The sequence below is a fragment of the Nocardia sp. NPDC051990 genome (assembly GCF_040680755.1).
Taxonomy (GTDB): Bacteria; Actinomycetota; Actinomycetes; order Mycobacteriales; family Mycobacteriaceae; genus Nocardia.
In genome coordinates this window covers 443621-457169 of sequence record NZ_JBFAXH010000002.1, presented here as the reverse complement: position 1 = coordinate 457169, position 13549 = coordinate 443621, and the positions used below count along the sequence as shown (strand labels likewise).

The following is a 13549-nucleotide window of genomic DNA, read 5'->3' as shown; positions in this document are numbered from 1 at the left end:
AGTCGATACGAGACCTCGCCCCAGAAGCCGCCCAGGGTGCAGGCTGGGCGACCTACTCCGCGGCGATTGCATCCTCACCTGCGGCGGTGAATCCGAGCAAGCCCTCAGGACGTCGCTTCGAAACGGTCCACCGGGAAGGGTCCCCGGCTCGACCCGGCCGCCGAATGTTCCGGCGCGGAACCCGGACATCGTTGGCCGACCTTCGGCCACGCCGCCACCGGCGCAGACCGGATCCTTGGCGATCGGAATCGATACGGCCCACACCACGATCGAGCAGCCGACTGGACATCCGTGTTCGGCATCCTTGAACCCATCGATTGTCGATCCCTGCGGCCACGGCATCCGAGCAGGCGCCGCACATCGAACGAACCAGTCGGAACTCAGAATTGCCGACTCGGTATGTGCCGGCGCCGGGCGACCCGCATACCGCTACGGTCAAGGGATGCCGACCAGCACTGCACAGCTGTCCACTGCCGCACTCGAATTCGTCGCCGAGCGGCACCTCGCGACCTTGACCACCCTGCGCGCCGACGGCACGCCGCATGTGGTCGCGGTGGGTTTCACCTGGGATCCAGAAGCCGGGATCGCCCGGGTGATCACCAATGACAGCTCGGTGAAAGTGCGCAATGTGCGGCGCTCCGGATACGCGGCCGTGAGCCAGGTGGACGGTATCCGTTGGATCACCTTGGAAGGCCCGGCCACCGTGCTCGACGATCCGGACGACGTCGCGGCAGCGGTCGACCGATACGCGGGCCGCTACCGCGTCCCCCGCGAGAACCCGACCCGCGTGGTCATCGCCATCCAAGTCCAGCGCGTACTCTCCAGCAGCACCCTCGCCCACACCCCAGCCTGAACCTCACCGCCGACCTAGCCCGGCACGCGAAGAGTCATTGCGCCCAGGCCATTTCATTGCGCCAGCAGACCGCAACTCCCAGGTTCGAGCGAGCGCAGTCTCGAGGCTGCCCATTGCGCACGCTCATATTCGCCGGGCGACGGCAACTCGACAACCCGCCCTGTTCACTGCGCTTGCTCGTCGGCAGGGGCAAGCCAGCCCCATCGCTCGGCTAGAGCACCGTCAACCCATGCGGCCGCTGGTTCATCGACTCACAGCCGTCCGCGGTGACCACGACGATGTCTTCGATCCGGGCGCCCCAATCACCGCGGAAGTAGATGCCGGGTTCGATGCTGAAGGCCATGCCGGGTTGCAAGGGCAAGCTGTTGCCTTCGACGATGTAGGGCTCCTCATGGACCGAAAGGCCGATGCCATGGCCGGTGCGGTGCACGAAGGCGGCGCCGAAACCGGCTTCGGCCAACAGGTTTCGGGCTGCGGCGTCGACCGATTCGGCGGTGACACCGGGACGGACGGCGGCAACCGCGGCGGCGTGCGCGCGCTCCAGTTCCCCGAATTGCGCGGCGACAGTGGGCTCGGGCTCGCCGAGCACGTAGGTGCGGGTCGAGTCCGAATAGTAGCCGGGGTCGACCAGGCCGCCGATATCGATCACCACCACTTCCCCGGCTTCGATGCGGCGGTCGGAGACGCCGTGGTGCGGGTCGGCGCCGTGCGGTCCGCTGCCGACGATGACGAAGGCCACCGCGGAATGCCCCTCCTCAACGATCGCCGCCGCGATATCCGCGCCGACCTCGGCCTCGGTGCGCCCGACGCGCAGGAATTCACCCATCCGCGCATGAACCCGGTCGATGGCCGCACCCGCGCGCCGCAGTGCCTCGACTTCGGCCTGGTCCTTGATCATTCGCAGTTCCCGCAGCACCGGCGTGGCGGAAGTGGGCAGGCCGCTGACGGACTCAGCCAGCGGCAGCAGATGCATAGCGGGCATGACATCGGTGACCGCGACCCGGGAACCGACGTGCAGCGACGACTTCACCAGCTGATACGGATCGACGCCGTCGACCCAGTCCAGCACATGCAGACCCAGTTCACCCGCAGCCGAACCTTCCAGGGACGCCAACTCCAGTTTCGGAATCACCACCGATGGGGTAGCGCCATCGGCCGGGATCACCAGACAGGTCAGTCGCTCGAAGGACTCCGCCGCCGAGCCGATGAGATAGCGCAGATCCGGCCCCGGCGTGATCAATAGTGCGTCCAGATGAGCGGCGCGCATCAACTGCACCGCCCGTTCGAGTCGATTACTGTAGACATCCGCCGCGAATCGGGACTCTGTGTGCGAGCTCATACCGTCCGACGGTACCCGCCACTGCCATCAACCCAAATGTGAATGCCCGAGGTTGTCGTTGCGGACAGGTAGCCTCAGCGGCGTGAACATTGCGACTTCCGGTGAGCCCCTGCTGTTGCTCGATGGCGCAAGCCTGTGGTTCCGCGCGTTCCACGCGATTCCGGAGAAGATCACCGCACCCGACGGCCGATCGGTGAACGCGCTGCGCGGCTTCACCGATATGGTCGCCTCGCTCATCACCAAGCACCAGCCGAGTCGGTTGGTGGTCTGTCTGGACCTGGATTGGCGTCCCGCATTCCGGGTGGCGTTGGTGCCGACCTACAAGGCCCACCGTCTCGATACCTCCGCCGATGCCGCACCCGGCGCCGAGGACGTCCCGGACACCCTGACCCCGCAGGTCGAGATGATTCTGGAGGTGCTCACCGCGGCCGGCATCGCGACCGGCGGGGCGGCCGGACTCGAGGCCGATGACGTGCTCGGCACGCTGGCCACCCGGGAGCACACCGATCCGGTGATCGTCGTCAGCGGCGACCGTGATCTGCTCCAACTCGTCCGTGACGATCCGGCACCGCCGGTGCGCGTGCTCTACGCCGGTCGCGGCCTGGCCAAGGCCGAATTGTTCGGCCCCGCCGAGGTGTCCGCGAAATACGGTGTGCCACTGGAGAATGCGGGCCAGGCCTATGCGGATATGGCGACCCTGCGGGGTGACTCCTCCGATGGCCTGCCCGGCGTCGCCGGCATCGGCGAGAAGTCCGCCGCGATGCTCATCTCCCGCTTCGGTTCCCTCGACGCGCTCACAGCGGCCGTCGACGACCCCACCGCCGACCTGGCCCAGGGCATTCGCGCCAAACTCCGCGCCGCCGAGACCTACCTGAAGGCCGCTGCCCCGGTCACCCGCGTGGTCTGCGACGCCGATGTGGAACTGTCCCGCCCCGACACCCTCCCGACGACCCCCGCCGACCCGGACCTTCTCCGCGAACTGGCCACCGCCTACAACGCGGAAAGCCCGATCACCCGCCTGATCACGGCACTGACTGCGCGCTCGGCGTGACCGCCGTACCCGTGGTCACGCACAAGAACGAGGGGCTCGCATACCGGTCACGGCCTCGCAGAGGTTGCAGAGTCTGTTGCCGAATACGTCGAACCTGCGATCGTGCCGTCACACCACCGTCAGAGCGGCGGACCACATCACCTAGTGGCGAGCATGACAGCGTCCCAGTCGTCCACATAGACATGTAACCTGCGTCACGGCCAAAAACCGCGTCGATTCGGCAACAGGCTCTGCGCTTGTGCGAGGCACTCACAACATGTGCGCCATCAAAGCCCACTGGAGGTGTTGAGCAGCGGGGCCGCCCCACCGATACCCGCTCGCCAACGACTGCTGACTCGAACCGTCAGCTCGGGCGGCCAACCTCATAGGTTCCGTCGTCCTTGGTGATCTTGACGGTGACCTTCTTCTGCTCGCCGCTGACCTTCAAGTTACAGGCGAAGGTCGCGTCGACCTTGACCTGCTGGCCGGAGGGGCAGGAGACATCGGCGACGTCCTGGATTCCGTAGGAATCCGAGAGCACCTTCTTGACGCCGTCCTGAACGGCGGCCTGGTCGAGCTCGTCCTTGCTGGTCAGCATGAGCACCAGCACCACGATGGCGCCGATGACGGCGACCGCGAGCACACCTAGGCCGATGAACAGGCCCTTGCTCTTGCCGCCACTGCTCGGCTGCGGGGTCTGCTGCCACGGCTGCTGCTGGCCTTGCTGCCAGGGCTGTTGCTGCCCCTGCTGCGCCGACCAGTCCTGCTGTGTCGGCTGCTGACCCCACTGCGACGGACTCGGCTGCGGCTGACCCCACTGCGGCTGGCTCGGCTGGCTCTGCGGAGTCGGCTGACCCCATTGCGGTTGACCGGGCTGGCTCTGCGGAGTCGGCTGACCCCATTGCGGCTGGCTCGGCTGGCTCTGCGGAGTCGGCTGGCCCCACGACGGCTGCTGTGCGTTCGGATCGCCCCACTGCTGAGTCGGCTGCGCCTGCGGGGCACTGCCCCACTGCTGGGTGGGCCCGGCTGCACCGGGTGCCTGCTGTCCGCCCCACTGCTGGGTGGGATCGTTGCGCCCCTCCCCGGGACCAGGGGCGTCGTTCGGTCCGTACGGGCCGCTCATCTGGTTGCCTCCACTCGCATCGTTATACACACGGTAGCCCCCCGCGTGAGACTCGTCGCACAACAGGACCAACCCGGTACGAGGCGCGATCCTGTCCGACTCCTCCGCCACGGTCGGTACGCGAAAGAAATCAAATCACAATCGAATCGGCTACGCGGCGTCCACGGCGACGACACCCCGTCGGATCGCGCGGACGGCCTTGGCCGCGGTCCCCGCGACCTCCACATCGTCGGCGGTTCCGTGGATCTGATCGAGCAGATCGATCACCTGCCGGCACCACCGCACGAAATCGCCCGCGGACAGCGGCGCGTTCTGATCACCGCTGGCCATCAACGATTCGGCCAACCCATCGCCACGCGCCCATTTGTAAGCACCGGTCACGAAACCGAGATCCGGTTCCCGCGTAGGCGGCAGCTTGTGCCGTGCCTCATCGGAGCACAATTCGCTCCACACGCCGACGGTCGCGCCGACGGCCCGGCGAATCGGTTCGGTCGGCCCGCTGGCGCCGAGATAGCCGCCCTCCTGCCGGGATTCGTACACCAGAACGGAAACCACCGCCGCCAATTCGGCCGGACCGAGTCCGCGCCAGAGCCCCTGCCGCAGGCATTCGGCGACGAGCAGATCGCTCTCGGCGTAGATCCTGGCCAGCCGACGACCGTCGGAGGTCACCTCGCCCGCGGCCACGAACCCGCGTTCCTCGAGCAGTCCGAGGATCCGATCGAAGGTGCGCGCCAGCGAATTGGTGGTCGCGGCAACCTTCTGGCGCATCGTCACCGTCTCGCGCAGCAGCCGGTTGTAGCGCTCGCCGACGCGACTCATCTGTTCGCGATCGGGCCGGGTGTGCGCCGGATGTGCACGCAGACTGCGCCGCAATGTCGCCAGCTCGCGGTCCTCGTCGGCCTTCGAGCGGTCGCCGCGGCGCGACCGACCCGGCGCGGAAATTCCGGTGCTGCGCAATGCCGACGCCAGATCCCGCCGAGTTCGTGCCGCGCGGTGATCGATCTTGCGCGGCAGCCGCATATGGCCCAGGGTCTTCGCGGGCACCGGGAAATCGGCGACCGATACCCGCCCCGCCCACTTGTCCTCGGTCAGTACCAGCGGACGCGGATCCCCCGGCGTGGCATCCGGCTCCAGAATCACCGCCAGCCCGGCCCGCCGCCCGGACGGAATGGCCACCACATCGCCGCGGCGCAACGAGACCAGCGCATCGACCGCTGCTCCGCGCCGATCGGCCCGGCCCTGCTGTTCGATCTGACGTTCGCGCTGTTTGATCCGCTCGCGCAGGGAAATGTATTCCAGGAAGCCGCCGTCCTCGCCGCCCAGTTGATCGCGCAATTTGCGCAACTGCCCTTCATTGCGCTCGATCCCGCGCACCAGCCCCACTACCGATCGGTCGGCCTGGAACTGGGCGAAGGACCGCTCCAGCAGTGCTCGCGACTCGTCCGCACCCATCCGATCGATCAGATTGATCGACATGTTGTAGCCCGGCCGGAACGAACTGCGCAGCGGATAGGTCCGGGTGGATGCCAGGCCCGCGACCGCACTGGTGTCGACCTCGGGCTGCCACAACACCACCGCGTGGCCCTCGACATCGATCCCACGCCGCCCAGCCCGGCCCGTGAGCTGCGTGTATTCCCCCGGCGTCAGCTCGGCGTGCGACTCACCGTTGTATTTGACCAGCCGCTCGAGCACCACCGTCCGCGCGGGCATATTGATGCCCAATGCCAGTGTCTCCGTTGCGAATACGGCCCGAACCAGACCGCGCACGAACAATTCCTCGACGGTGTGTCGGAAGGCAGGCAGCATGCCTGCGTGATGCGCGGCCAGTCCGCGGTGCAGCGCCTCGCGCCACTCCCAGTAGCCGAGCACCTCGAGATCGCCCTTGGGCAGGTCCCCGGTGTGCTTCTCGATGATCGCGTCGATCTCTTCGGACTCGTCGTCACGGCTGGGCTTACCCACCCCGTCGGCTGCCGTCCCCCGGAGATCCAGCCGCGACCGCAAACATTGCGCAAGCGCCCCATCGCATCCGGCCCGGCTGAAGATGAAGGTGATCGCGGGCAGCAGCCCTTCCTCATCGAGCTTGGCCAGCACCTCCGGCCGGGGCAGCGGCCGGAAGTTGCGATTCCCACCACCGCGACCGCGCGGTCCACCCCAGCCGTTCATCCGGTCCGCCGCCTCCCGGTGGCGGATATAGCGCACCAGATCCTCGTCGACGAGCACCTTCTGCTCGCTGGAGTTCGTATCGAACAGATCGAACATCCGCCGCCCGACCATGACGTGCTGCCACAGCGGCACCGGACGGGTCTCGTCGACGATCACCGCAGTATCGCCGCGCACGGTCTCCATCCACGCGCCGAATTCCTCGGCATTGCTGACCGTGGCCGAAAGGCTGACCAGCCGCACATCCGGCGACAGATGCAGGATGACTTCCTCCCAGACCGCGCCGCGGAAGCGGTCGGCGAGGTAGTGCACCTCGTCCATCACCACATACGACAGTCCGCGCAGCGCGTCCGAGGAGGCATAGAGCATATTGCGCAGCACCTCGGTGGTCATCACGACCACCGGTGCGTCCGGGTTGATCGATTGGTCACCAGTGAGCAGACCGACCTGGTCGCGCCCGTGCCGCTCGGTCAAATCGGCGAACTTCTGGTTCGACAGCGCCTTGATCGGTGTGGTGTAGAAACACTTTCCGCCCGCCGCCAACGCGAGGTGCACCGCGAATTCGCCGACGACGGTCTTACCCGCGCCGGTCGGGGCGCAGACCAACACGCTGTGCCCACTCTCGAGGGCTTTGCAGGCATTGCGCTGGAAGGGGTCCAACCCGAAAGTCAGCTCGGCGCAGAACTTTGCCAGCTCGCCCGCCTGCGACCGGTGATATGTCACCGTCAGAGAGTATCGGAGTAGTCCGACACGGGTCGCGCGGATTTCTCCGAGGGCTCCATGATCGATTCGGCCGGGTTGATCGGCTCGGGGCCGGAGATCCTGGAGGCTTCCTCATCCGCGAGTGCCGCCGATGCCTCGGCCTCCCGACGTGCGCGCCGCTTGTCGTTGATCCGGGACAACTGGATAGCGACCTCGAACAGCACCGTCAGGGCCAGCGCCAACGCGAGCATGGAGAAAGGATCCTGCGGGGTAACGATCGCGGCGAAGACGAAGAGCCCGAAGATGATTCCGCGCCGCCACTTGGCCAGCTTGTCGTAGTGCAGCACCCCGACCAGATTCAATCCGACTACCAGCAGCGGGATTTCGAAACTGACACCGAAGATGACGAGCAGCTGGATGATGAAGCTGAAGTATTGCGAACCGCTCAGCGCGGTGATCTGCGCGTTGTTGCCGATATTCAGCAGGAAGCTCAACGCATGTGCGACAACCCAATACGCGAGCACAGCGCCGGTCACGAACAGCGCGCTACCGCAGGTGACGAATCCGACCGCGTACTTGCGTTCCTTCGCGTACAGTCCGGGCGTGATGAAGGCCCAGATCTGATACAGCCACACCGGGGCGGCCAGCACCACGCCCGCCGTCATGCCGACCTTCAACCGCAGCATGAACTGTTCGAACGGTGCCGTCGCCAGCAGCCGGCAGGCGCCGTCGGCGGTGAGCACGGCCCGCGACGACGCGGGCAGGGAACAGTATGGTCCGGTCAGCAGCGACCCCAGGCTTTCGATGCCGAAGATCGTATGCGCGTACCAGAAGAAGCCGAACAGCGTGGTGACAACGACTGCGGCGATCGAGACCAGCAGCCGACGGCGCAGCTCCTGCAGATGCTCGACCAACGACATGGTGCCGTCGGGATTCGTCCTGCGCTTACTGCGCCGGGGATCGAACGGGATTCGCATGGTGGTGTGTTGGCCCCTGGGGTCGAAGGTGCCCGCAGCGGTTGGCGGGCAACAGCACTACGTCCGGAGCGAGTTCGCTACTCACCCCGGCGGCAAGGCTGAGCTCAGAGCGACTTCGGCTGTGCCTGGGGCTGGGCCTGTGGCTGCGCGACCGTCGGCTGCACGGCCGGGGCCTGCGGCAGTTCGGCGGCCGGTTGCTGGGCCGGTGCTGCACTTGCCTGTGCGCTGCTCTCGTTCTGCATCTGGCTGACTTCGCTCTTGAAGATGCGCAGCGAGCGGCCCAGGCTGCGGGCGGCATCGGGCATACGCTTCGCGCCGAAGAACATCACGAAGACCGCGGCGATGATCAGCCAGTGCCAGATGCTCAGACTGCCCATGATTAACCTCCAAAGAATGTGGTAGTTCTGATGCTACCGGACTATGACATGCGAGAACTCCCGCGTCGGTGTACGTTCGCTGTGCGTTCAACCGCACCTATCGACACGAACTACGCGGCGTTCAGGATCGTCCGGCCACCGATCGCAGTTGGTCCAACAGTTCCGGCCCGGTCCAGTCGCGACGGTCGCCGTGTTCGGCGGCGACGATCAGTTCGATCAGTCGCTGATTGACCGGTGTGGGCAGTCCGATCATCGCGCCGAGGCTTACGATCTCCCCGCACAACCAGGAAATTTCGGTCTTGCGACCGAGTTCGAGGTCATCGGCCATGGACGAGCGCGCCTCCGGATCGATGGCCAGTACCGTTGCGGCGACCCGACGGAAGATTCCGTCTGGAACGGTGAGCAGCCGGACCATCCATTCCGGCGGCAGCGGCGTCAGCCGGGCGGGGCGAATTCGCGCTCTGCGCATCGCGGCGAGCGCCTCGCGCTGGGTGAGGGCCAGGCAGCGCCGGAAGTCGCGGTCGGACAGTTCCTCGCGCAACGGCCGACCGGACAGTGCATTGATCGGGTTGTTGAGGTTCAGCAGCAGCTTCGCCCATTGCACCGGTAGCAGGTCCGGATACCGCCGCAGTGCCAGACCTGCACTGGCGAATACCTCGGTGAACTGTGCGAGCGCCGGATCGTCCTGCACCGCGAGTCCGCCCTCGGTGCCGCGATGGAACCGGCCGTCGGCCTGGTGTACAACGTTGAACATCACCATCCCCGCCAGCACCACGCAGGTCGGCAGGATCTCGCGGATCACCGCATCGTTGCCGATCCCGTTCTGCAGGCTCAACACCACCGTGCCGGGGCGGATCTTGCCGTCGAGATCGCGCACGGCCGCCGCAGTGGCCGCCGACTTCACGGTGACCAGCACCAGATCGGCGGACCCGACGTCCTCCGGCGTGGTCGACACCCGCACCGCATCGCCCGCCACCGCGACATCACCGCCGTCCAGGTCGGTGAGCTGCAGCCCGGACGCGCTGATCTCGTCCAGCACCCGCTGCCGACCGACGAAAGTGACATCGGCGCCGGCCCCCGCCAGCTTTCCACCGACAAAGCAACCAATGCTCCCGGCGCCCAGGACCAGCACCCGAGCGAGTGCCATCACCTCACTCACGCCGAACCAGCCTCCGTGCGTTCATCTGGTCTCCAGAAGACCGGCCGCTTCATAGGCGACCAGTGCGGCATTCGAGCGTTCGCGCACCGCGGTGATCAATTCGGGTGGGCCGAGCACCGTGACGCCGGAACCGAAGCCGAGCAGCAGCCGCGCCATCCAGTCCATGGTGGCGAAGCGCATGGTCGCCTCGATGCTGCCGTCCGGGTGCACCGCCATCCGATGCATCGGATATTGATCGAGCACCCAACCGTAATCGCCACGAATACGCAAGCGCGCCAACGGAACCGCGGGGTCGTCCTGGAAAAGGTCGAGCGCCGCGGCCGCCTCGGTCGCATGGCTCGGTGGCCGGGCAGGCTCGTCTAGTTCGGTGGCCGCCTCGATCCGATCGAAGCGGAAAAGCCGCACCCCTTCGGCCTCGCGGCACCAGGCCTGCAGGTAACTGTTGTTGTCCACCAGGACAATACGAATGGGATCGACGACACGCTCGGATACGACATCGCGACTCGCCGAGTAGTAGACCAGCCGCAGCTCACGCTGGCGGGCCAGCGCGGAACGCACCGTCGACACCGCCGGCGCCTCGGTCGGCAGGTGCTCGCGGGCCGCATCGACAGTCGTGCCGCCGACGATGGCCGATTCCAGTTTGGCGATCGCCGCATGTGCTGCGGTCGGATCGACCATGCCCGGCATATCCACGATCGAGCGCAGCGCCACCAGCAGTGCGGTCGCCTCGGTAGAGGTCAGGCGCAGCGGCCGGTCGATGCCCGCCGAGAAGGTGACCTCGATGCTCTCCTCGGAGAACGACAGGTCGATCAGATCGCCCGGCCCGTAACCGGGTAGGCCGCACATCCACAGCTGGTTCAGATCGCTCATCAGCTGCTTGGTCGTCACGCCCAGATCGGCGGCGGCCTCGGCGGCACTGATCCCCGGATTCGCGATGAAATACGGAATCATGTTGAGCAGCCGCGACAGCCGAACCGAAAGTCGACTGCGCTCAGCTGAGCCTATCGTTCGCTCGCTGCGCTCACTCATGCCGTGACCTCCGTATGGTCGAAGACCGAACGCAATCGCGCCACCACATCCGCGCGAAGTTCCATCGGTGCGAGCACCACGGCATCGGGACCGAGTCCGGTGATCAAGCGCGCCAACCAATCTCGGGATCGGATCGGCAGTTCGACGACCACGCCGCGGCGGTCGCCGATCGTGCGCTCTTCCAGCACGGGTCCGAGTCGGCGGATCTCCCGGCCGCGGCCCTCGGCCACCCATACGGTCGCCGTGCCGGACACCGGGGCGCTGCCGGTGACGGTTCCGACGATCTGCCGCAGGTCCACACCCTCGGGCTTGCCGACCGCATTGGGCGGGCCGTAGGCGGTCACATCGTCGCCGATGCGCGATAGCCGGAAGCTACGGACCGCATCCCGATTCCGGTCGTGCCCGACCAGATACCAGCGGCCATTGTGGGTGACAACGCCCCACGGCTCCACATCACGCATGACATACGGCGCGTTGATCGCACCCCGGTGTTCGAACCGCACCGCCTGACCAGCATCGATCGCGGCCAGCAGCTTGCCGAGCACCGCATCCGAGCCGCGGGTGCGCGCCGGAACCGCGGGCACCGAGGCCACCGCCGCATCGGTCTCGACGTGGATCCCGGCCGCACGCAACTTGAGCAGCGCGCCCTCGGCCGCGGCCGCCAGTTCCGGCGACTCCCACATTTGCACCGCGACCGCGACCGCCGCCGCTTCCTCACTGGTCAGATCGATGTCGGGTAGTTCGTAAGCGTCGCGGTTGATTCGATAGCCCTCCACCGTCGAATACCGGCTGACCTGCCCGACCTCCAGGGGAATGCCCAAGTCACGCAGCTCGTTCTTATCGCGCTCGAACATTCGACTGAATGCCTCGTCGCTGGCCGAATCCTCGTACCCCGCGACGCTGTCCCGAATCCGCTCCGCGGTCAGGAATTGCCGGGTCGACAGCAGCGCGATGACCAGATTCATCAGCCGCTCGACCTTGGATATCGCCACTCGACACAGGGTAATCGGCCGCCCGCCGCGACCGCGCGTCGGCGCGCGATTCACCCCGATCCGGTGCGCGCACCGCCATCATGGATCCATGATCATCGCGTTTTCCGTGACACCGCTCGGTGCCGGCGTCGACGTCGGCCGAGCCGTCGCCGAAGCCGTCCGAATCGTGCGAGCCAGCGGCCTCCCCAATCGCACCGACGCCATGTTCACGACGATCGAAGGCGAATGGGACGAGGTCATGGCCGTGGTCAAAGCCGCGACCGACGCCATCCTCGCCATCGCCCCGCGGTGCGGCCTCGTCCTCAAAGCCGATATCCGTCCGGGCGTCACCGACGCCATGACCTCGAAAGTCGAGACCGTCGAGCGCTACCTCGCCGAGGAGTAGCGCGCCTACATCGAGGCGATCAGCCGGTCCACTCGCTCGTCGACGGAGCGGAACGGGTCCTTGCACAAGACCGTGCGCTGGGCTTGGTCGTTGAGCTTGAGATGCACCCAGTCGACGGTGAAGTCGCGGCCGGCTTCCTGAGCCGCGGTGATGAAATCGCCGCGGAGTTTGGCGCGGGTGGTCTGCGGCGGGGTGTCCACGGCAGCATCGACGGCCTCGTCTTCGGTGACCCGCTTGGCCAGCCCCTTGCGCTGCAGCAGATCGAAGATGCCGCGACCGCGCTTGATGTCGTGGTAGGCCAGATCGAGCTGGGCGATCTTGGGATCGGACAGCTCCATGCCGTAGCGATCCTGGTAGCGCTGGAAGAGCTTGCGCTTGATCACCCAGTCGACCTCGGTGTCGACCTTGGCGAAGTCCTGCGCCTCGACCGCGTCCAGGGTGCGGCCCCACAGGTCGACGACCTGGTCGATATTCGGGTCGCGGTCGCGATTGCGCAGATGCTCGACGGCGCGGGCGTGGTACTCGCGCTGGATGTCGAGTGCGCTGGCCTGGCGACCACCGGCCAGCCGGACCGGACGACGGCCGGTCAGGTCGTGACTGACCTCGCGGATGGCGCGGATCGGGTTGTCCAGGGCGAAATCGCGGAACGAAACGCCCGCCTCGATCATCTCCAATACCAGTGCCGCCGTGCCGACCTTCAGCATGGTGGTGGTCTCGGACATATTGGAGTCGCCGACGATCACGTGCAGGCGGCGGTACTTCTCCGCGTCGGCGTGCGGCTCGTCGCGGGTGTTGATGATCGGGCGCGAGCGGGTGGTCGCCGAGGAGACGCCCTCCCAGATATGCTCGGCACGCTGGGACAGACAGAACGTGGCCGCCTTCGGCGTCTGCAGCACCTTGCCGGCACCGCAGATCAGCTGACGGGTGACCAGGAATGGCAGCAGCACATCCGAGATCCGGGAGAACTCACCGGCCCGCACGACGAGGAAGTTTTCGTGGCAACCGTAGGAGTTGCCCGCGGAGTCGGTGTTGTTCTTGAACAGGTAGATGTCGCCGCCGATGCCTTCCTCCGCGAGGCGCTGTTCGGCATCGATCAGCAACTCCTCCAGCACGCGCTCACCGGCCCGGTCATGGGTGACCAGCTGCGCCAAGTTGTCGCACTCTGCGGTGGCGTACTCCGGATGCGACCCGACATCGAGGTAGAGCCGAGCACCGTTGCGGAGGAACACGTTAGAGCTACGGCCCCAGGAAACTACCCGGCGGAACAGATACCGGGCCACCTCGTCGGGGCTGAGCCGACGGTGTCCGTGGAAGGTGCACGTCACACCGAATTCGGTCTCGATCCCCATGATTCGTCGCTGCACACTATCGACATTACAGCTATGCCATGCACTCGCGTGGGGCTGCGGACAACCTCGGTGCA

12 protein-coding genes are annotated in these 13549 nt (G+C 66.6%); 3 read left to right on the top strand and 9 right to left on the bottom strand.

Going from position 1 to position 13549, the window contains the following annotated elements:
• Positions 1 to 442 precede the first annotated feature (442 nt).
• The gene (locus AB0L63_RS05765; protein WP_364495110.1) at positions 443 to 853 is read left to right on the top strand and encodes a PPOX class F420-dependent oxidoreductase; all 411 of its coding nucleotides are present in this window, start codon (positions 443 to 445) and stop codon (positions 851 to 853) included.
• Positions 854 to 1064: 211 nt separating this feature from the next.
• Here the strand turns inward: AB0L63_RS05765 and AB0L63_RS05760 are convergent, their stop codons facing one another.
• Positions 1065 to 2192 carry a Xaa-Pro peptidase family protein gene (locus AB0L63_RS05760; RefSeq protein WP_364495107.1) on the bottom strand — a complete coding sequence of 376 codons (1128 nt, stop codon included), beginning with the start codon at positions 2190 to 2192 and terminating at the stop codon, positions 1065 to 1067.
• A gap of 82 nt (positions 2193 to 2274) precedes the next feature.
• Here AB0L63_RS05760 and AB0L63_RS05755 point away from each other — a divergent pair, with 82 nt between their 5' ends.
• The gene (locus AB0L63_RS05755; protein ID WP_364495105.1) at positions 2275 to 3243 is read left to right on the top strand and encodes a 5'-3' exonuclease; all 969 of its coding nucleotides are present in this window, start codon (positions 2275 to 2277) and stop codon (positions 3241 to 3243) included.
• Between the two features lie 343 nt (positions 3244 to 3586).
• On the opposite strand, the gene AB0L63_RS05750 is transcribed toward AB0L63_RS05755, so the two are convergent.
• The 7 genes from AB0L63_RS05750 to AB0L63_RS05720 form a co-directional block, all read right to left on the bottom strand.
• Positions 3587 to 4345 (bottom strand): DUF4333 domain-containing protein, encoded by a 759-nt coding sequence (locus AB0L63_RS05750; protein ID WP_364495102.1) that lies wholly within the window; start codon positions 4343 to 4345, stop codon positions 3587 to 3589.
• 150 nt (positions 4346 to 4495) lie between these two features.
• Positions 4496 to 7228 carry an RNA helicase gene (locus AB0L63_RS05745; protein ID WP_364495100.1) on the bottom strand — a complete coding sequence of 911 codons (2733 nt, stop codon included), beginning with the start codon at positions 7226 to 7228 and terminating at the stop codon, positions 4496 to 4498.
• 2 nt (positions 7229 to 7230) lie between these two features.
• A complete protein-coding gene (gene tatC / locus AB0L63_RS05740; protein ID WP_364495098.1) occupies positions 7231 to 8184 on the bottom strand; it encodes a twin-arginine translocase subunit TatC in 954 nt (317 codons plus the stop codon).
• 104 nt (positions 8185 to 8288) lie between these two features.
• Positions 8289 to 8561 (bottom strand): Sec-independent protein translocase subunit TatA, encoded by a 273-nt coding sequence (gene tatA / locus AB0L63_RS05735; protein ID WP_364495095.1) that lies wholly within the window; start codon positions 8559 to 8561, stop codon positions 8289 to 8291.
• Between the two features lie 121 nt (positions 8562 to 8682).
• Positions 8683 to 9708, bottom strand: a complete 1026-nt coding sequence (locus AB0L63_RS05730) for a 2-dehydropantoate 2-reductase (protein ID WP_364495674.1) — start codon at positions 9706 to 9708, stop codon at positions 8683 to 8685.
• A 33-nt stretch (positions 9709 to 9741) separates the two neighbouring features.
• Complete coding sequence (locus AB0L63_RS05725; protein ID WP_364495093.1) at positions 9742 to 10749, bottom strand: YafY family protein; 1008 nt, start codon at positions 10747 to 10749, stop codon at positions 9742 to 9744.
• Complete coding sequence (locus tag AB0L63_RS05720) at positions 10746 to 11741, bottom strand: YafY family protein (RefSeq protein WP_364495091.1); 996 nt, start codon at positions 11739 to 11741, stop codon at positions 10746 to 10748. The genes AB0L63_RS05725 and AB0L63_RS05720 overlap by 4 nt, the downstream gene beginning before the upstream one ends.
• Before the next feature lie 88 nt (positions 11742 to 11829).
• On the opposite strand from AB0L63_RS05720, the gene AB0L63_RS05715 reads away from it, so the two are divergent.
• Positions 11830 to 12126, top strand: a complete 297-nt coding sequence (locus AB0L63_RS05715) for an MTH1187 family thiamine-binding protein (protein ID WP_364495089.1) — start codon at positions 11830 to 11832, stop codon at positions 12124 to 12126.
• Positions 12127 to 12131: 5 nt separating this feature from the next.
• On the opposite strand, the gene pafA is transcribed toward AB0L63_RS05715, so the two are convergent.
• Complete coding sequence (gene pafA, locus AB0L63_RS05710) at positions 12132 to 13490, bottom strand: Pup--protein ligase (protein WP_364495087.1); 1359 nt, start codon at positions 13488 to 13490, stop codon at positions 12132 to 12134.
• Between the last annotated feature and the right edge of the window lie 59 nt (positions 13491 to 13549).

Excerpts from the sequence above, each read along its gene's own strand:
- AB0L63_RS05765 (WP_364495110.1), top strand. The coding sequence starts at position 443 with ATGCCGACCAGCACTGCACAGCTGTCCACTGCCGCACTCGAATTCGTC.
- AB0L63_RS05725 (WP_364495093.1), bottom strand. The coding sequence starts at position 10,749 with ATGAGTGAGCGCAGCGAGCGAACGATAGGCTCAGCTGAGCGCAGTCGA.
- AB0L63_RS05715 (WP_364495089.1), top strand. The coding sequence starts at position 11,830 with ATGATCATCGCGTTTTCCGTGACACCGCTCGGTGCCGGCGTCGACGTC.
- tatA (WP_364495095.1), bottom strand. The coding sequence starts at position 8,561 with ATGGGCAGTCTGAGCATCTGGCACTGGCTGATCATCGCCGCGGTCTTC.
- AB0L63_RS05750 (WP_364495102.1), bottom strand. The coding sequence starts at position 4,345 with ATGAGCGGCCCGTACGGACCGAACGACGCCCCTGGTCCCGGGGAGGGG.
- AB0L63_RS05730 (WP_364495674.1), bottom strand. The coding sequence starts at position 9,708 with ATGGCACTCGCTCGGGTGCTGGTCCTGGGCGCCGGGAGCATTGGTTGC.
- AB0L63_RS05760 (WP_364495107.1), bottom strand. The coding sequence starts at position 2,192 with ATGAGCTCGCACACAGAGTCCCGATTCGCGGCGGATGTCTACAGTAAT.
- tatC (WP_364495098.1), bottom strand. The coding sequence starts at position 8,184 with ATGCGAATCCCGTTCGATCCCCGGCGCAGTAAGCGCAGGACGAATCCC.